16 protein-coding genes are annotated in these 17,603 nt (G+C 69.9%); 2 read left to right on the top strand and 14 right to left on the bottom strand.

Features of this window, described 5'->3' with window-relative positions; all coding sequences use genetic code 11:
• Positions 1 to 340: 340 nt before the first annotated feature.
• From FS532_RS18285 to otsA, 13 genes are all read right to left on the bottom strand, one after another.
• Positions 341 to 1,111, bottom strand: coding sequence for a fumarylacetoacetate hydrolase family protein (locus FS532_RS18285; protein ID WP_144757418.1), 771 nt, complete (start codon positions 1,109 to 1,111; stop codon positions 341 to 343).
• A 30-nt stretch (positions 1,112 to 1,141) separates the two neighbouring features.
• On the bottom strand, positions 1,142 to 2,251 hold the full coding sequence (locus FS532_RS18280; protein WP_144757416.1) for a branched-chain amino acid aminotransferase: 1,110 nt from the start codon (positions 2,249 to 2,251) through the stop codon (positions 1,142 to 1,144).
• A gap of 15 nt (positions 2,252 to 2,266) precedes the next feature.
• Positions 2,267 to 3,334: a 3-isopropylmalate dehydrogenase gene (locus FS532_RS18275; protein ID WP_144757414.1), complete on the bottom strand. Its 1,068-nt coding sequence runs from the start codon at positions 3,332 to 3,334 to the stop codon at positions 2,267 to 2,269.
• Positions 3,335 to 3,347: 13 nt separating this feature from the next.
• The gene (serA, locus tag FS532_RS18270) at positions 3,348 to 4,937 is read right to left on the bottom strand and encodes a phosphoglycerate dehydrogenase (protein ID WP_079236383.1); all 1,590 of its coding nucleotides are present in this window, start codon (positions 4,935 to 4,937) and stop codon (positions 3,348 to 3,350) included.
• Between the two features lie 156 nt (positions 4,938 to 5,093).
• Entirely contained in the window at positions 5,094 to 5,474 is a 381-nt protein-coding gene (locus FS532_RS18265; RefSeq protein ID WP_144757412.1) for a hypothetical protein, read from the bottom strand.
• Positions 5,471 to 5,911, bottom strand: a complete 441-nt coding sequence (locus FS532_RS18260) for a hypothetical protein (protein ID WP_079236385.1) — start codon at positions 5,909 to 5,911, stop codon at positions 5,471 to 5,473. Before FS532_RS18260 ends, FS532_RS18265 begins: the two co-directional genes overlap by 4 nt.
• Positions 5,912 to 5,973: 62 nt before the next feature.
• Positions 5,974 to 7,164 carry a mannitol-1-phosphate 5-dehydrogenase gene (locus tag FS532_RS18255; protein WP_144757410.1) on the bottom strand — a complete coding sequence of 397 codons (1,191 nt, stop codon included), beginning with the start codon at positions 7,162 to 7,164 and terminating at the stop codon, positions 5,974 to 5,976.
• A 207-nt stretch (positions 7,165 to 7,371) separates the two neighbouring features.
• Complete coding sequence (ilvC, locus tag FS532_RS18250; RefSeq protein ID WP_079236387.1) at positions 7,372 to 8,397, bottom strand: ketol-acid reductoisomerase; 1,026 nt, start codon at positions 8,395 to 8,397, stop codon at positions 7,372 to 7,374.
• A 41-nt stretch (positions 8,398 to 8,438) separates the two neighbouring features.
• Positions 8,439 to 8,939 carry an acetolactate synthase small subunit gene (ilvN, locus tag FS532_RS18245; protein WP_079236388.1) on the bottom strand — a complete coding sequence of 167 codons (501 nt, stop codon included), beginning with the start codon at positions 8,937 to 8,939 and terminating at the stop codon, positions 8,439 to 8,441.
• A complete protein-coding gene (locus FS532_RS18240) occupies positions 8,936 to 10,759 on the bottom strand; it encodes an acetolactate synthase large subunit (RefSeq protein ID WP_079236389.1) in 1,824 nt (607 codons plus the stop codon). The genes ilvN and FS532_RS18240 overlap by 4 nt, the downstream gene beginning before the upstream one ends.
• Before the next feature lie 46 nt (positions 10,760 to 10,805).
• Complete coding sequence (ilvD, locus tag FS532_RS18235) at positions 10,806 to 12,500, bottom strand: dihydroxy-acid dehydratase (RefSeq protein WP_144757408.1); 1,695 nt, start codon at positions 12,498 to 12,500, stop codon at positions 10,806 to 10,808.
• 90 nt (positions 12,501 to 12,590) lie between these two features.
• Positions 12,591 to 13,373, bottom strand: a complete 783-nt coding sequence (otsB, locus tag FS532_RS18230) for a trehalose-phosphatase (RefSeq protein WP_144757406.1) — start codon at positions 13,371 to 13,373, stop codon at positions 12,591 to 12,593.
• Positions 13,366 to 14,958 (bottom strand): alpha,alpha-trehalose-phosphate synthase (UDP-forming), encoded by a 1,593-nt coding sequence (gene otsA / locus FS532_RS18225; protein ID WP_144757404.1) that lies wholly within the window; start codon positions 14,956 to 14,958, stop codon positions 13,366 to 13,368. Before otsA ends, otsB begins: the two co-directional genes overlap by 8 nt.
• 166 nt (positions 14,959 to 15,124) lie before the next feature.
• On the opposite strand from otsA, the gene FS532_RS18220 reads away from it, so the two are divergent.
• Complete coding sequence (locus FS532_RS18220) at positions 15,125 to 16,096, top strand: magnesium transporter CorA family protein (RefSeq protein WP_186322144.1); 972 nt, start codon at positions 15,125 to 15,127, stop codon at positions 16,094 to 16,096.
• A 45-nt stretch (positions 16,097 to 16,141) separates the two neighbouring features.
• Here FS532_RS18220 and FS532_RS18215 read toward each other — a convergent pair whose 3' ends face one another.
• Positions 16,142 to 17,293: an SLC13 family permease gene (locus FS532_RS18215; protein ID WP_144757400.1), complete on the bottom strand. Its 1,152-nt coding sequence runs from the start codon at positions 17,291 to 17,293 to the stop codon at positions 16,142 to 16,144.
• A gap of 92 nt (positions 17,294 to 17,385) precedes the next feature.
• Here FS532_RS18215 and FS532_RS18210 point away from each other — a divergent pair, with 92 nt between their 5' ends.
• Positions 17,386 to 17,577, top strand: a complete 192-nt coding sequence (locus FS532_RS18210; RefSeq protein WP_058725532.1) for a hypothetical protein — start codon at positions 17,386 to 17,388, stop codon at positions 17,575 to 17,577.
• The last annotated feature ends 26 nt before the right edge of the window (positions 17,578 to 17,603 follow it).

The following is a 17,603-nucleotide window of genomic DNA, read 5'->3' as shown; positions in this document are numbered from 1 at the left end:
AGTTCTCAAGGACCAGACGCACTCCCCACTCGACCCCGAAAGAGGTTCCGCCAGAGAGGCTTTTGTCTCCACCCAGAAGACACGACTCAGAGAGTGTGACTTCGTTGGGATGTGTTGCCTGAGCGGGACCCCGTCCGGACTGCATCTCCGGGGCTCTCGCTCCGGTGACCGTCTCGGCCGTTCCGTTCTCCGCCTCAGCGGCAACGAGTGATTACTTTACACACGCCCCGGGGGCCCCGCCAACCGGTCCGCACCCCGGGCGTGTCGCTTGGCGCGATGCCCGCGGAGACGCGGAACGGCCCGCCCCCATGGTGGGGAGCGGGCCGTTCGATGGTGCGGGTCAGTGCCGTGCGATGACCGGGTTCTTCAGGGTGCCCAGTCCGGAGATCGTCACCTCGACGACCTCGCCGTCACGGATCTCGCCGACACCGGCCGGGGTCCCGGTCAGGATCACGTCACCGGGCAGGAGCGTCCAGATCGACGAGATGAACTCGATGAGGGTCGGGATGTCGTGCACCATCTCGCTCGTCGACCCCACCTGACGCAGGTCACCGTCCACGCGGGTCTCGATGCGGATGTCCGACGGATCGATCTCGGTCTCGATCGCCGGGCCGAGCGGGCAGAACGTGTCGAAGCCCTTCGACCGCGTCCACTGGCCGTCCCGCGCCTGCAGGTCGCGGGCGGTCACGTCGTTCGCGATCGTGTACCCGAGGATGACGCTCGCGAAGTCCTCGCGCGTGACGTTCTTTGCGAGGGACCCGATCACGATCGCGAGTTCGCCCTCGTGGTCGACGCGTCCGACGCCCGCCGGGAGCCGGATCGGGTCCTCGGGTCCGATCACCGAGGTGTTCGGCTTGAGGAACACCACCGGGTCGTCCCCCGCGCGCTCGTCCATCTCCGACGCGTGCTCGGCGTAGTTGAGCCCGACGCCGATGACCTTCGACCGCGGGATTACCGGTGCCAGGAGCTTGGCGTCGGCGAGCGGCACCCGCTCCCCCGTGGTCTCGAACCCCTGGTACATCGGGTCCCCCGCCAGCACGACCAGGTCGCGCTCGTCGAGGATGCCGTACCGCGGGTCTTCACCCTTGCTGCTGAACCGTGCGATCTTCACCGTTGGAGCCTACCGACGCTCGCCTGGACCTCAGGCCGGGTCGGTCAGGCGCGTCATCCACCCGTGCGGGTCGGGACGACGGCCGGACTGGATGTCGGTGAGTTCCTCGCGCAGGGACATCGTCAGCTCGCCGGCACCCACGGTCGGCGAACCGATCGTGAAGCCCTCGCCGCGGAGCTCCGCGATCGGGGTCACCACGGCGGCCGTGCCGCAGGCGAACGCCTCGGTGATCGAGCCGTCGGCCACGCCGTCACGCCACTCGTCGAGCGTCACCCGGCGACGCTCGACCCGCAGGCCGCGGTCCTCCGCCAGCTGCAGGATCGAGTCACGCGTGATGCCCTCGAGGATCGAGTCCGAGTCCGGCGTCACGAGCGTGCCGTCGGACTTCACGAGGACGACGTTCATGCCACCGAGCTCTTCGAGGTACTTGCCCTCCACCGAGTCGAGGAACATCACCTGCTGGCAGCCGTGCTCGTAGGCCTCCTGCTGGGGCAGCAGGGACGACGCGTAGTTGCCGCCGGTCTTCGCCGCGCCCGTGCCGCCCTTGCCCGCGCGGGCGTACTGCGTCGAGAGCCAGATCGACACCGGCTTCGGCCCGGAGGTGAAGTACGCACCCGCCGGGCTGGCGATGCAGTGGTACGCGACCTCCTGCGCCGCACGGACGCCCAGGAACGACTCCGTCGCGATCATGAACGGGCGCAGGTACAGGCTCGTCTCGGGCGCCGAGGGCACCCAGTCGACGTCCGTCTGCACGAGCTGTCGGATCGACTCGACGAAGGTCTCCACCGGGAGCTCCGGAAGCGCCAGCCGTCGAGCGGACCGCTGGAACCGCCGGGCGTTCGCGTCCGGGCGGAAGGTCCACACCGAACCGTCAGCGTGCCGGTAGGCCTTCAACCCCTCGAAGATCTCCTGCGCGTAGTGCAGGACGCTCGCGCTCGGGTCGAGGCTGATCGGTCCGTACGGGTGGACCGAGGCATCGTGCCACCCGCCGTCGAGCGTCCACCGCACGGTGGCCATGTGGTCGGTGAAGTGCTTGCCGAAGCCCGGGTCGGCGAGGATCTCCTCGCGCTCGGCGGCGGCGCGACGCTCGGCCGAGGGGGTGGTGGCGAACTCGAGTCCGAAGGCGGTGTCGATGCTCATCTGGGGAGACTCCTGTCAGGCGGTGGTGGTGCGTGCCGTGGCCGCGGCGGCGATGGCGTCGCCGATCTCGGCCGTGCGACGCTGCGTGGTGCCCCGGTCAGCCAGATCGGCCTCGACCGCCCGCGTGACCGCCGACGCGAGGTCGCTGCGACCGATGTGGTCGAGCAGCAGTGCGACGGACAGGATGGCGGCCGTGGGATCGGCCTTCTGCTGACCCGCGATGTCCGGCGCGGAGCCGTGGACCGGCTCGAACATGCTGGGGAAGGTGCCGTCCGGGTTGATGTTGCCCGAGGCCGCCAGACCGATGCCGCCGCTGATCGCGCCGGCCAGGTCGGTGATGATGTCGCCGAAGAGGTTGTCGGTGACGATGACGTCGAACCTAGCAGGTTCCTTCACCATGTGGATGGTGACGGCGTCGACGTGCTGGTAGTCGACCGCGACGTCCGGGTACTCCCGCCCGACGGCCGCGACGGTGCGCTGCCAGAGGGCTCCGGCGTGCACGAGCACGTTGCTCTTGTGCACGAGCGTCAGGTGCTTCCGCGTCCGACGGTTCGCGAGCTCGAAGGCGTACCGGACGACCCGCTCGACGCCGTAGGCGGTGTTGAGCGAGACCTCGGTCGCGATCTCCTGCGGCGTACCGGTGCGGATCGCTCCGCCGTTGCCGACGTACGGTCCCTCGGTGCCCTCGCGCACGACGACGAAGTCGACCTCGCCAGGGGCCGCGAGCGGGGTCCCGACGGCGTCGTACACCTTCGTGGGGCGCAGGTTGACGTAGTGGTCGAACGCGAACCGCAGCTTCAGCAGCAGCCCCCGTTCGATGATCCCGCCGGCGAGCCGGGGGTCCCGCGGGTCCCCGCCGACCGCGCCGAGCAGGATCGCGTCGTGGGTGGCGATGGCGGACATGTCGTCCTCGGTGAGGATGTCCCCGGTCTCCAGGAACCGCGCGGCACCGAGGGAGAACGGGGTCTCCTCGACCACGAGGTCCGCCGGCAGCACGGCGTGCAGGACCTTGAGTGCCTCGTCGACGACCTCGGGCCCGATGCCGTCCCCGCGGATGACCGCGAGCTTCACCGTCTGTGTCATGTCCGCCACTCCCCTACAGCGTGATGTCGATCTCGCGGAGCGATGCCGCGTCGATCGTGGACCGGACGTGCTCGAGGATCTCGGCCGGGACCGGCGAGTCCACGGTGAGCACGCTGAGCGCCTGGCCGCCGGCGGCCTCGCGCGAGATCTGCATCGCCGCGATGTTGATGCCGGCCTCGCCGAACTCCTTGCCGTAGACGGCGACGATGCCCGGGCGGTCCGTGTAGACCATGACCACGTGGTGCTCGGCGAGGGCGACCTCGACGTCGTGGCCGTTGATCTCGACGAGCTTCGCGATCTGCTTCGGGCCCGTGAGGGTACCGGAGACGCTGATCGCGGGGCCGTCGGACTGTGCGCCGCGGATCGTGAGCACGTTGCGGTACTCGGGGCTGTCCGAGTCGGTGATGAGCCGCACGGAGACCCCGCGCTGCTCCGCGATGAGCGGAGCGTTGACGTAGGACACCTGGTCGCTGACGACGTCGGTGAAGACGCCCTTCAGCGCCGCGAGCTTCAGCACGCTGACGTCGTACTCGGCGAGCTCGCCGTGCACCTCGACGTCGATGCTCGTGACGGGCGACGTGGCGAGGCCGGTGAAGACCTGGCCGAGCTTCTCGACGAGCGGGATGCCCGGGCGCACGTACGGGTCGATGACGCCGCCGGCGACGTTCACCGCGTCGGGGACGAGCTCGCCGCCGAGGGCGAGGCGGACCGACTTGGCGACCGAGACGCCCGCCTTCTCCTGTGCTTCGTCCGTCGAGGCACCGAGGTGCGGCGTGACGACGACGTTCGGCAGGGCCACGAGCGGTGAGTCCTTCGGGGGCTCCGACACGAAGACGTCGAGGCCGGCGCCGGCGATCGTGTTCGAGGTGAGCGCGCGGTGCAGCGCGTCCTCGTCGATCAGTCCACCGCGGGCGACGTTCACGACGAACGCGGTCGGCTTCATGAGCGCGAACTGGTCATCCGAGATCATGCCGACCGTCTCCGGCGTCTTCGGCATGTGGATCGTGGTGAAGTCGGCGCGCTTCAGCAGGTCCTCGAGCGAGACGAGCTCGACCCCGAGCTGCTGGGCGCGAGCCGTGGTGACGTACGGGTCGTACGCGATGACCTGGACGCCGAACGCCTGCAGCCGCTGCGTGATGAGGGCGCCGATCCGGCCGAGGCCGATGATGCCGACGGTCTTCTCGTACAGCTCGACACCGGTGTACGCGGAGCGCTTCCAGGTGCCGGCGGCGAGCGACGCGTGCGCGGCCGGGATGTGCCGCGCGAGCGACAGGATGTGGCCGACCGTGAGTTCGGCGGCGGAGATGATGTTCGACGTCGGCGCGTTCACGACCATCACGCCGGCGGTGGTGGCCGCCTTGATGTCGACGTTGTCGAGACCGACACCGGCACGGGCGACGACCTTGAGGTTCGGGGCCGCGGCGATCGCCTCGGCGTCGACCTTGGTGGCGGAGCGCACCAGGATGGCGTGCGCATCGGCGAGGGAGGCCAGGAGGGCGGGGCGGTCGGTACCGTCCACGTTCCGGATCTCGAAGTCGGGCCCGAGGGCGTCGACTGTGGCGGGCGAGAGTTCTTCGGCGATCAGGACGACCGGCTTCGGCACAGCTGCAGTTTCCTCACACGAGACGGGCGGTATCCCACCATCGTATCGACGTGAGCAGGTGGTTACGACCGCAGCGACGGTCCTGTGCGCAACCACACGACGGCCTGGAGGCGCGGTGCCAGCTGGCACCGCGCCTCCAGGCCGTTGATCCGAACGTCAGAAATCGAGCAGACGCGGGACGAAGAGCTGCAGGTCCAGCCACAGCGCGCCTGCGGCGGCGAACGCGAGGACGAAGATGCCGACCGTCACCGCGAGGCGCGCACGACGGCTCACCCACAACGCGACGGCGAAGGCGATCGGAGCGATCGCGATGTCCAGTACGAGCCAGACCCACGGGGTGCTGCGTGCGAGCGTGTCCCCACCGGACGTGGTGCCGAGGAACTCGTTGAACGCGCGGACGGACTGCGAGACCGTCACGAGGTTGCCCACGCTCTGCACGGTCATGTAGGCGAACAGGACGGCGAACACCACCCACACCGCGACCCGCGCGACGATCGGTCCCGGCGCGCGCCGGACCGTCGGCGTCGCGGCGGTCACCCGAAGCTCCGGGTCATCAGGAACGGCCACGGGAACAGGACCGCGGCGCCGAGCAGCATCCAGAGCAGGCGAGTGCGGGTCCGGCGACCACGACCGGCCCAGAGGACCACCGTGAACCAGAGGGCGGGCGCGACGATCGACAGGAAGCGCAGGACCTCGACGAAGACGGTCAGGACGGTGTCGACGTTCGAGACGTAGGAGGTCGACGCCGTGAGCAGCCACGCGACCGTGTACAGCAGGTAGAGCCCACCGAACACGCCGAAGCCGATCAGGGCTCCGGAGGTCTCCGGTGCCTCGGGGTCGCGGACCCCGCGGTCCTTGACTGCGACCGGGTTGTGGGCCGCGTCGACGTGGGTCGCGTCGTCGGCGTCGCCCCAGCTGAGGGCGTCGTCGTCGTGGTCGACCGAGCCGTCGGGCGGGGATGCTGCCGTGGTCATGCACCCGATTCTACGAGGCGAGCCGCGCCGGCTCGACCATGGACCGGCTGTACGGGCGCCGGTCAGGCGTCGGCGGGCTGCGTCTCGAGCACCTGGGCGACGACGTCGCGCACGGCCGGGAACAGCGGGTGGCTCTCCATCAGACCGGTGAGGATCTCGGTGAGCGCGTGTGCCGTGGCGCCGGACCGCAGGAGCGCGTGCAGCTCGATCGACTCGGGGTCGTTCTCGTCGTCGAAGTCGAGGGCGACCCGGACCGCTCCGAGCAGGTGGTCGACCGGCAGCCCGCGCTCGGCGAGCTGCGCAGCGGGACCGACGAAGCGCTCCCGACGACCCAGCTTCCGGAGCGGGTTCCGGCCGACGCGGACCGTCGTGTCGGGCAGGTGCGGGTTGGCGATGCGCGAGAGGTTCGCGGTGACGTAGCGCGCGTGCTCCTCCGGGTCGAACCCGTGCTTGGCGATGAGGAGCGCGGTGGTCTCGGCCAGGACGCCGTCGACCTCGGCGCGGACGGCGTCGTCCTCGAGGGCTTCGCGGATGAGTCGGATGCCCCGGACGTACCCGTGGTACGCGGCCGTCGCGTGGGCGGTGTTCACCGTGTAGAGCTTCCGCTCGACGAACGGCTGGAGGTCGTCGACCCAGGTGACGCCGTCGATCGCGGGCGGTTCGGCGTCGGAGTCGGCGAACGGGGTGCGCTCGATGACCCACTCGTAGAACGGCTCGAGCACGACGTCGAGGCCGCCGGACTGTCCGAGGACGCCGGACTGGTCGGGCACGATCCGGTCGATCGCGCAGTTCGCGAAGACCGCGGCGATGTCCCGGTCCTCCAGGATGGGGGCGCGGCGGATGCTGGCGTGCAGGGAGTCGGTCGCGTTGAACGCGTTCTCGCAGGCGACGATCGTGACGTCGCCGCGCTCGAGCGGGCGCGCCGCGAGCCCCTCGGCGATCACCGGTGCGACGAGCGGCAGCGTGCGTGCACCCACGGCGGTCGTGACGACGTCCGCCTCGGCGATGGCCCGGATGACCTGCTCGCGGTCGGTCTTGCTGCTGAGTGCCCTGAACCCGTAGACGAGGTGCTCGACCGGCATCTCGCCGACCTCGTGCACCACGAAGCGGCCGGCCTCGTTGAGGGCGGAGACGACGCGGTCGTCGACGTCGACGAAAGTCAGCTCGTAGCCGCTCGCGACCAGGAACTGGCCCACGAACCCACGCCCGATCTTGCCGGCGCCGATGTGGACCGCTCGCTTCGTCACCGCCATCCGACGATCCTCCCATGGGTCTCGGTGCGGTTCTGCCACACGGTGCCGACGGCGCGCGACATCTGTCGCGCAGGTGCTGCGGGCACGGCGAAGGGACGCCGGACGGCGTCGTCGGGTTCGTTCTGGAGCTGCTGCATAACGTTCGGGTCACGTCGCGAGGCGGCGGTGCAGGGTGCACCGCCGCCTCGTCGTCGAGTCCTCGGAAGACTACCGCGCCGCGGAACCGTCCACGTAGTCACCGTCGTTCTGCTTCCACGCGAAGAGCGCGCGGAGCTCACGGCCGGTGGCCTCGATCGGGTGGCCCTCGCCCTTCGCGCGGAGTGCCTTGAACTCCGGAGCGCCGGCGTCCTGGTCGTCGATGAAGCGCTTCGCGAAGGCACCGTTCTGGATGTCCGCGAGCACCGCCTTCATGTTCTCCTTGACCTCGGGCGAGATCACGCGCGGGCCGGAGACGTAGTCACCGAACTCGGCCGTGTCGGAGATCGACCAGCGCTGCTTGGTGAGGCCGCCCTCCCAGATGAGGTCCACGATGAGCTTGAGCTCGTGCAGGACCTCGAAGTACGCGATCTGCGGCTGGTAGCCGGCCTCGACGAGGGTCTCGAAGCCGTACTGGATGAGCTGCGAGGTGCCACCGCAGAGGACGGCCTGCTCGCCGAACAGGTCGGTCTCGGTCTCCTCGGTGAAGGTGGTCTTGATGCCACCCGAGCGGAGGCCGCCGATGGCCTTCGAGTACGACCACGCGAGGTCCCAGGCGGAACCCGAGGCGTCGACCTCGACGGCGACGATCACGGGGACGCCACGGCCGGCCTCGTACTCGCGGCGCACGGTGTGACCCGGACCCTTCGGGGCGACGAGCGACACGTCGACGCCCTCGGGTGCCTGGATGTAGCCGAAGCGGATGTTGAAGCCGTGGCCGAAGACGAGCGTCGCACCCGGCTGGAGGTTCGGCTCGATGTCGTCCTTGTAGACGATGCGCTGGACCTGGTCCGGCGCGAGGATGACGACGACGTCCGCCCACTTCGTGACCTCGGCCGGGGTGAGGACCTCGAACCCGGCCTCCTCGGCCTTCTGGCGGCTCTTCGAGCCCTCCTGGAGGCCGATCTTGACCTCGACACCCGAGTCACGGAGGTTGAGGGCGTGGGCGTGGCCCTGCGAGCCGTACCCGATGACGGCGACCTTCTTGCCCTGGATGAGGGTCAGGTCGGCGTCGGCGTCGTACACGATGTCAGTCACGAGGGTGTGTCTCCTTGGTTCTGGTGGTCTTGGGCGGGCGCTCAGCGCACCCGGTCGGTGATGCTCTTCGGTCCGCGTCCCATGCCGAGCAGGCCGGCACGGGCGAGCTCCTTGATGCCGTAGGGCTCGAGCACGCGGAGGATCGCCTGGATCTTGCCGGGGTCCCCGGTGACCTCGACGACGAGGGAGTCGGTCGCCACGTCGACGACCTGGGCACGGAACAGGTTCACTGCTTCGAGCACCGCCGAGCGCGTCTGGTTGTCGACGCGCACCTTCACGAGCATGTGCTCGCGCTGGACGGACTGGGAGAAGTCCAGCTCGACGATCTTGATGACGTTGACCAGCTTGTTGAGCTGCTTCGTCACCTGCTCCAGGGGGAGGTCCTCGACGTCGACGACGACCGTGATCCGGGACAGGCCCTCGACCTCGGTGTTGCCCACGGCGAGCGACTCGATGTTGAACCCGCGACGCGCGAACAGGCCGGCGACACGGGTCAGCAGACCCGGCTTGTCCTCGACGAGGAGGGAGAGGACGTGGCTCATGCGGTTTCCCCCGTCATGTCGGCGTCCTCGTCGTCCCAGGTGGGCGCGAGGGCCTGGGCGTACTCGATGGACGAGTTGCTGACGCCCTGCGGGACCATCGGCCAGACCATCGAGTCGCGGCTCACGACGAAGTCGATCACCACGGGACGGTCGTTGGTCTCGAGGGCGAGCTGGATCGCGGCGTCGACCTCGTCGGCCTTCTCGACGCGGATGCCGAGGGCACCGTACGCGTCGGCGAGCTTCACGAAGTCCGGGACCCGGCGGGTGCCGTGGCCCGTCTGCAGGTCGGTGAAGGAGTGACGGCCGTCGTAGAACAGCGTCTGCCACTGCCGCACCATGCCGAGCGACGAGTTGTTGATGATCGCGACCTTGATCGGGATGTCGTTGATGACGCAGGTCGCGAGCTCCTGGTTCGTCATCTGGAAGCAGCCGTCACCGTCGATCGCCCAGACCACGCGGTCGGGCTGGGCGACCTTCGCGCCCATCGCCGCCGGGACCGAGTAGCCCATGGTGCCGGCGCCGCCCGAGTTGAGCCAGGCGTTCGGCCGCTCGTACTTGATGAACTGCGCGGACCACATCTGGTGCTGGCCGACCCCGGAGGCGAAGACGCCCTCTGGCCCGGTGAGCTCGCCGATGCGCTTGATGATCGCCTGCGGGGCGAGGAGGCCGTCGGTCGGCTCGGCGTACCCGAGCGGGAAGTCGACCTTGAGCTGCTCGAGCTTCGTCCACCACTCGGCGGTGGCAGCGCGCTCGTCGGTCGGGACGGCGTTCCAGGCGTCGAGGAGGTCCTTCAGCACCTCGCGCGCGTCGCCCACGATCGGGACGTCGGCGAAGCGGATCTTCGAGATCTCGGCGGGGTCGATGTCGACGTGCACGACCTTGGCGTTCGGCGCGAACTCGTCGGCCTTGCCCGTCACGCGGTCGTCGAACCGGGCGCCGAGCGCGATGATGAGGTCGCTGTCCTGCAGCCCGAGCACCGCGGGCACCGTGCCGTGCATGCCGGGCATGCCGAGGTGCTGCGGGTGCGAGTCGGGGAACGCGCCGCGCGCCATCAGGGTGGTGACGACCGGGGCACCGGTGGCCTCGGCGAAGGCAAGGAGCTCGGCCGTCGCCCGGGAGCGGACCACGCCGCCGCCGACGTAGAGCACCGGGCGCTCCGACTCGGAGAGCAGCTGGGCGGCCGCAGCGATCTGCTTGCCGTGCGCCTTCGTCACCGGGCGGTACCCGGGCAGGTCGATCTTCGGCGGCCACACGTACGGCGCCGACTTCTGCTGGGCGTCCTTCGTGATGTCGACCAGCACCGGACCGGGGCGACCGGTCGTGGCGATCTGGTACGCGGCCGCGAGCGTCGCGGGGACGTCGGCCGGGTCGGTGACCAGGAAGGAGTGCTTCGTGATCGGCATCGTGATGCCGACGATGTCGGCCTCCTGGAAGGCGTCCGTCCCCATCAGGGTCGAGAACACCTGGCCGGTGATCGCGATGAAGGGCACCGAGTCCATGTAGGCGTCGGCGATCGCCGTCACGAGGTTCGTCGCGCCGGGACCGGAGGTCGCGATGGCGACACCGACCTTGCCGGACGAGGACGCGTAGCCCTCGGCGGCATGGCCGGCGCCCTGCTCGTGACGGACGAGGACGTGGCGGATCGTCGTGGACGCCATGAGCTCGTCGTAGAACGGGATGATGGCGCCGCCCGGCAGGCCGAAGACGTCGGTGATCCCGAGGTGCTCGAGCGTCCGGAGGACGGCTCCCGAGCCGGTCAGGATCTCCGGCGTCCGGCGTGCACCGGCGGCCGCGGACAGCGGTGTGGCTTCCGTGGGCATGAGGTGTTCCTTGCCTGGAGAGGTGGCGATGGTGCGTGTGTCGACGCTAGCCCGTCACTGCGCCCTTGGCAGCGGACTGGACGAGCTTCGCGAACTTCGCGAGGACTCCGCGGGTGTAGCGCGGGGGCAGCGGGGCCCAGCCTTCTCGGCGGGCTTCCAGCTCGGCTTCGTCGACCAGTAGGTCGAGCGAGCGAGCCGCGATGTCGACACGGATGCGGTCGCCATCGCGCACGAATGCAACTGGACCTGCGTCCACTGCTTCCGGTGCGATGTGGCCGATGCACAGGCCGGTTGTGCCGCCTGAGAATCGTCCGTCCGTCAAGAGTAGTACATCCTTGCCGAGGCCAGCGCCCTTGATGGCGGCGGTGATCGCCAGCATCTCGCGCATGCCCGGGCCGCCCTTGGGGCCCTCGTAGCGGATGACCACGACGTCGCCCTTCTGGATCCCGCCCTCGGTCAGGGCGTCCATGGCGGCACGCTCGCGGTCGAACACGCGAGCGGGGCCCTCGAAGACCTCGGCGTCGAAGCCGGCGGTCTTCACGACGGCGCCCTCCGGAGCGAACGAGCCCTGCAGGATCGTCAGGCCACCGGTCGCGTGGATCGGGTTGTCGAGCTTCCGGAAGACCTCGCCGTCGAGCTCCGGCGGGTCGATCTCGGCCAGGTTCTCGGCGAGGGTCTTGCCTGTGACGGTCATGACGTCACCGTGCAGCAGCCCGGCGTCGAGCAGCGCCTTCATGATCACCGGGATGCCGCCGTTGCGGTCCACGTCGACCATGACGTACTTGCCGAACGGCTTCATGTCGGCGAGGTGCGGGACCTTCGAGCCGATGCGGTTGAAGTCGTCGAGGGAGAGCTCGACCTCGGCTTCGTGCGCGATCGCGAGGAGGTGGAGGACGACGTTGGTGGAGCCTCCGAGTGCCATGGCGACGGCGATGGCGTTCTCGAACGCCTCCTTCGTCAGGATCTGGCGTGCGGTGAGCCCCAGCCGGAGCATGTTGACCACGGCCTCGCCGGAGCGGTGCGCGTAGTAGTCACGGCGGCGGTCGGCGCTCGGTGGCGCGGCCGAACCGGGCAGCGACATGCCCAGGGCCTCGGCGACGGAGGCCATCGTGTTGGCGGTGTACATCCCGCCGCAGGCGCCCTCGCCCGGGACGATCGCGCACTCGATCTTCTTGAGCTCTTCTTCCGACATCGTGCCGGCCTTGCACGCACCGACGCCCTCGAAGGAGTCGATGATCGTGACCTCCTTGAAGGAGCCGTCCGCCTGCTTCACGTAGCCCGGCATGACCGAGCCCGCGTAGAGGAAGACACTCGCGAGGTCGAGGCGCGCGGCGGCCATGAGCATCCCCGGCAGGGACTTGTCGCAGCCGGCGAGCAGGACGGTGCCGTCCAGGCGCTCGGCGTTCACGACGGTCTCGACACTGTCGGCGATGACCTCGCGCGAGACGAGGGAGAAGTGCATGCCCTCGTGGCCCATCGAGATGCCGTCGGAGACGGAGATGGTGCCGAACTGGAGCGGGTACCCGCCACCCGAGTGGACGCCTTCCTTGGCGCCCTGCGCGAGGCGGTCGAGGGAGAGGTTGCAGGGGGTGATCTCGTTCCAGGAGGACGCGATCCCGATCTGCGGCTTCTCCCAGTCCTCGTCGCCCATGCCGACGGCCCGGAGCATGCCACGCGAGGTGGTTGCTTCGATCCCGTCGGTGACGACCCGGCTGCGGGGCTTCACGTCGATGTCAGGCATGGAGCGAGTCTAGGCGCAGTTGGGATACCAATCGGACAACAACATGCGTTCGCATGGTGAAACCCCGCCTGGAGGCGCGGATCGCCTTGGTCAGCGCACCGCGCGAAGGCGCGCCAGCTGCTTCAGGACGTCGGTCAGCGCCGCTGGATCGGCGACCCGGTAGGCGGCGAGCGTCTCACCCTCCCCCACCTTCACGCCGACGTCGCCGTCACCGAGCACGCGGAAGGCGTCCTCGTCGGTGACGTCGTCCCCGGCGAAGAACACCGCGTCCGCGCCGTGCAGGTCGCGCAGGCGTGCGATCGCGTCGCCCTTCGTGACGTGCCGGACGGCGAACTCGACGATGTCCTTGCCGCCGCGCTCGAGGACGTCCGCGTCGGCCTCGTGCGCCGCGGTGCTCGCGGCCGCGTTCGCCTCGGCCGCGACCTCGGGGCTCACCCGTCGGGTGTGCACGCCGTGCCCCGCGGGCTTGTGCTCGATGACCACGCCGGGGAAGCGCTCGCCCACCTCGTCGAGTGCCGCGCCGATCCGGGCGACCCGGGCCTGCTCGTCGGCGGTGAGCGCGGCCTCGTCGTGGCCGTCGACCCGCCACTCGACGCCGTGCGAACCCACGAGGGCCATGCCGTCCGGCGCCTGCGCGACCCTGGCGAGGCTGTCGAGCGGCCGGCCGGAGACCAGGACGACCTCGGTGTCCTTCGCCCGGTGGAGCGTCAGGACCGCTGCCCAGGAGCCGGGCAGGGCACCGACCTGTGACGGGTCGTCGGCGAACGGCGCGAGCGTGCCGTCGAAGTCGAGGGCGACGATGAGTCGCGGCGCAGCCGCGAGCGTCTCGAGAGCCCCGTCGACGGCGGCCTGGTCGGTGGTCGTCTCAGGCATCACGCGCCTCCCGGGTGTCCTCAGCAGCACGCGCCGTCTGGGCGTCCTGGTCGAAGATCGACATGTTGTCCGTCTGCGCCTCGCGGTGCCGGTCCTTCGGGTCCGCCGCGGACGGGTCGATCTGGGCGTTCCGCGGTGCGTGCCGGTCGAGCGCTTCGAGGAAGGAGCGCGACCAGCGCGCCACGTCGTTGTCGCGCACCCGCTTCCGGAGCGCGCGCATGCGCGTGGAGCGCTCGCGACGCGGCATCTCGATCGCCCGCTGGATCGAGTCCTTCAACGCGCCGATGTCGTGCGGGTTGACGATGACCGCCTGCTTGAGCTCGTCGGCGGCGCCGGCGAACTCGGAGAGGATGAGGACGCCGTCGTTGTCGAACCGGGCTGCGACGTACTCCTTCGCGACGAGGTTCATGCCGTCGCGCAGGGCCGTGACGAGCATGATGTCGGCGGCGAGGTACAGCGCGACCATCTCCTCGCGCGGGTACCCGTGGTGGAGGTAGGCGATGGGCTGGTGCCCGATCACGCCGAGGTCGCCGTTGATCCGGCCCACCGTCAGCTCGATCTCGTCGCGGAGCGCGGCGTAGGTGTCGACGCGTTCGCGGCTCGGGCTCGCGACCTGGATGAGCGTGGCGTCCTCGACCGCGATCCGGCCGTCCTCGACCAGTTCACCGAAGGCCTTGATGCGGTGCCGGATGCCCTTCGTGTAGTCGAGTCGGTCGACGCCGAGCAGGACCGTCTTCGGGTTGCCCAGGCTCTCGCGGATCTCCCGCGCACGCTCCTGGACCTCGGGGCGGTGCGCGATCTCCTCGAAGCCGGCGGCGTCGATCGAGATCGGGAAGTGCCGCGCCTCGACGTGGCGGACGGTGATGCCCTTGCGGCTGCGCGGGGCGTCCGGGTCGTCGACCGGGACGTCGATCGTCTGCCCCTTGGTCGTGTAGCCCTTGATGTGGCGGACCGCACGGAGGAAGTCACTCGCGTCGTCGTGCCGCTGGAACCCGATCACGTCCGCACCGAGCAGCCCGTCGAGGATCTGCGCGCGCCACGGGAGCTGCGCGTAGATGCCGACCGGCGGGAACGGGATGTGGTTGAAGAAGCCGATCGTCAGATCAGGGCGGCGCTCCCGCAGCAGCGCCGGGACGAGCTGCAGCTGGTAGTCCTGCACCCAGACGATGCCGTCCTGCTCGACGATCTCGGCGATCTGGGCGGCGAACCGCTCGTTCACGCGCTTGTACGCGTTCCACCAGTCACGGTGGTAGCTCGGGTGCTCGATGACGTCGTGGTAGAGCGGCCAGAGCGTGTCGTTGCTGAAGCCCTCGTAGTACTCCTCGACGTCGGCGTCGCTGAGCGGGACGGGAACGATGTGGATGCCCTCGTTGTCGAACGGCTCGACCTCGACCTCGGGCTGGCCGACCCAGCCGACCCAGGCGCCGTCGTTCGCCCGCATCACCGGCTCGAGTGCCGTGACCAGGCCGCCTGGCGAGTGCCGCCAGCCCTCGTTGCCGTCCTCGTCGACGACGCGGTCGACCGGCAGGCGGTTCGAGGCGACGACGAAGGCGTAGCGGGTCTGTTCGGTGCGGGGTGCTGCCATGGGGTGGTGGGGTCTCCGTTCCGCCCGGCTCAGCGCCGGGTCCAGCCGTAAGTTACCAGCGTGCCGACAGCGGATTCACGGCGGATCGGCGGCTTCCGGTACGGCCCGCCCTCGAACGCGACCGGCCTGGGATCCCCGGGCGGGCCGCCTCACTAGGCTCGTCGGCATGGTCATGACACGGGCGTGGCGGAACGGCGGTGCGGCGGAGCGGGACTTCCCGGTCGACCGGATCTCCGACATCGTCGCCGACGAGGACGCGTTCGTGTGGGTGGACTACACCGACCCCGACCCGACCGACCTCGAGCACGTCGAGGCCGAACTCGGCATCCACGCACTCGCCGTCGAGGACGCGGTCGAACGGGGCCAGCGCCCGAAGCTCGACCGCTACCGCGACAGCCTGTTCCTGGTCGTCTACGACGTCGCCGGCCTCGACGACGACGGGGACCTCGTGACCCACGAGGTGAAGGCGTTCGTCACCGAGCACGCCCTCGTCACCATCCACGGCGCGGACGTCGACACCGGCGCGGTCGAGCGGCGCCTCGACGCGAACGCGGACATCGCCGACCACGGGGTGCCCTGGCTGGTCTGGGGGCTGCTCGACGCCGTGACCGACCACGCGACGAGCACGGTGGAGGACATCGAACGACGGATCGACGACCTCGAGGACGACCTGTTCGAGCGCGGCAACCCGCGCGAACAGCAGATCCAGCGTCGGTCGTTCCGGCTCCGGAAGGCACTCGGGGTCCTCCGCCGGCAGGTCGTCCCCACGCGGGACAGCGTCGCCTCACTGCTGCACGGCGACGCCGAGACGATCTCCGACGGCATCCGCCCGTACTTCCGGGACGTCGAGGACCACCTGGTGTCGATCGCGGACTCCGTCGAGCAGCTGCGCGATGCGGTGTCGAGCGTCCTCGACACCAACCTCAACCTGTCCTCGAACCGGCAGAACACGGTGATGAAGAAGGTGACGAGCTGGGCGGCGATCATCGCGATCCCGACCGCGATCACCGGGTTCTTCGGGCAGAACGTGACGTTCCCCGGCGAGAGCCACTGGAGCGGGCTGTACCTGTCGCTCGCCCTCATCGTGACGTCCTCGCTGGTGCTCTACCGCGTGTTCAAGACCCGCGACTGGCTCTGACTCCGGCTCCGCGAGCCGCGCGCCACCCCGCACCGTGCGAGCGGGCTACAGGCGCAGGGCGAGCACCCCGGCCACGACCGTGAGCGGGGCGACCACGCATCCGAGCGCCATGTACCTCCCCCACGACAGGTGCACCCCCTCGGACGACAACCGGGCGTGCCAGAGCAGGGTCGCGAGCGACGCCCACGGGGTGATGAGGCAACCGGCGTTCACACCGATGAGGAGCGCCGCGTAGCGCAGGGCCTCGTGGCCGGCCGCCGGCTCGAGCACCAGGTAGGCGGGCAGGTTGTCGATCGCGTTCGCCGCCACCGCCCCCGCACCGCCGAGTGCCAGGAGCGGCCCACTCCCCGTACCCCCGGGCAGCGCGTTCACGATCGGGTCCGTGAGTCCGGTCGTGTGCAGCGTCTCGACCACGATGAACAACCCGGCGGCGAAGAGCAGCGTCGACCACGGCACGCGGGAGATCCGCAGTTCCGACGGAGCACGGAAGGCCGCGACCGCCACGAGCACGACGGCCGCTGCGACCGCGGCGATCCACACCGTCACGCCGGCGGTCAGCGCGACGACGAGGGCGACGAGCACCGCCGACGCCGACCAGAAGAACACCGGGTCGGTCGCCTGGCGGACGGACACCGGGGTGTAGCGGCCGAACAACCGGCCCCGGAACACGACGAGCAGCACGGCGCACGGCACCACCACGCCCGCGAGCGCCGCCCAGACCATCAGCCCGGCGAACGGGATCGGACCGTCGAGCCCGATGCGGTCGACGGCGAGCAGGTTCGTGAGGTTCGACACCGGCAGCAGCAGCGACGCCGTGTTCGCGAGCCAGACGGTCGTCAGCGCGAACGGCATCGGCGGCAGCCCCACCCGGCGGGCGAGTGTGATCACGATCGGGGTGAGGAGCACCGCCGTGGTGTCGATCGACAGGAAGACCGTGCAGACCACGGCGAGCACGACGACCGCCGCCCAGAGGCCGATCGTGCGCCCACCACCGACACGCGCGGCGAGGTCGGCGAGACGATCGAACACCCCGGCGTCCGCCGCGAGTTCGGCGACGACGGTGAGGCCGAGCACGAACGCCAGCACCGGGACGACCCGGTCGGCGAGCTCGGCGAGGTCGGACAGGGGCAGCAGGCCGAGGGCGACGCACACCGCGCCGACCACGAGCAGTGCTCCCCCGATGACGGCCTGACGCACAGCGGCTCCTCTTCGAGTGCGCCGGCAGGGCGACCGGCGGCGCTCCAATGTACTGGCCGGTAGCGTTGACGGGACCAGCGAAGGAGGAACCCGTGCGGAAGTTCATGTTCAGCGGTGCGGTGTGGAGCTCGATCATCAGCGGCTACAGCGTCGTGCAGACCACCAGGCAGGGACCGCGCGACTGGCGTCTCGCGCTGACGTGGGTGGCGTGGCTCGCGACGACGATCGTCGCCATCGGCACGGTCGTCGAGGACGACCGGGCCGTCAAGGCACGTCAGCCGTAAGCAACGGCGGTCTCGCAACCGGAGGT

It is taken from the genome of Curtobacterium pusillum (genome assembly GCF_007673235.1).
Taxonomy (GTDB): domain Bacteria; phylum Actinomycetota; class Actinomycetes; order Actinomycetales; family Microbacteriaceae; genus Curtobacterium; species Curtobacterium pusillum_C.
Note: the sequence above shows the minus strand (reverse complement) of the source record. Positions and strands in the feature narration are given on the sequence as shown.

What these genes read in the sequence shown, in the direction of transcription:
- otsA (WP_144757404.1), bottom strand. Translation starts at nt 14,958, where the DNA reads ATGGCAGCACCCCGCACCGAACAGACCCGCTACGCCTTCGTCGTCGCC.
- otsB (WP_144757406.1), bottom strand. Translation starts at nt 13,373, where the DNA reads ATGCCTGAGACGACCACCGACCAGGCCGCCGTCGACGGGGCTCTCGAG.
- FS532_RS18255 (WP_144757410.1), bottom strand. Translation starts at nt 7,164, where the DNA reads ATGGCGGTGACGAAGCGAGCGGTCCACATCGGCGCCGGCAAGATCGGG.
- FS532_RS18220 (WP_186322144.1), top strand. Translation starts at nt 15,125, where the DNA reads ATGGTCATGACACGGGCGTGGCGGAACGGCGGTGCGGCGGAGCGGGAC.
- FS532_RS18240 (WP_079236389.1), bottom strand. Translation starts at nt 10,759, where the DNA reads ATGCCCACGGAAGCCACACCGCTGTCCGCGGCCGCCGGTGCACGCCGG.
- ilvN (WP_079236388.1), bottom strand. Translation starts at nt 8,939, where the DNA reads ATGAGCCACGTCCTCTCCCTCCTCGTCGAGGACAAGCCGGGTCTGCTG.
- ilvD (WP_144757408.1), bottom strand. Translation starts at nt 12,500, where the DNA reads ATGCCTGACATCGACGTGAAGCCCCGCAGCCGGGTCGTCACCGACGGG.
- FS532_RS18280 (WP_144757416.1), bottom strand. Translation starts at nt 2,251, where the DNA reads ATGAGCATCGACACCGCCTTCGGACTCGAGTTCGCCACCACCCCCTCG.
- FS532_RS18275 (WP_144757414.1), bottom strand. Translation starts at nt 3,334, where the DNA reads ATGACACAGACGGTGAAGCTCGCGGTCATCCGCGGGGACGGCATCGGG.
- FS532_RS18260 (WP_079236385.1), bottom strand. Translation starts at nt 5,911, where the DNA reads ATGACCACGGCAGCATCCCCGCCCGACGGCTCGGTCGACCACGACGAC.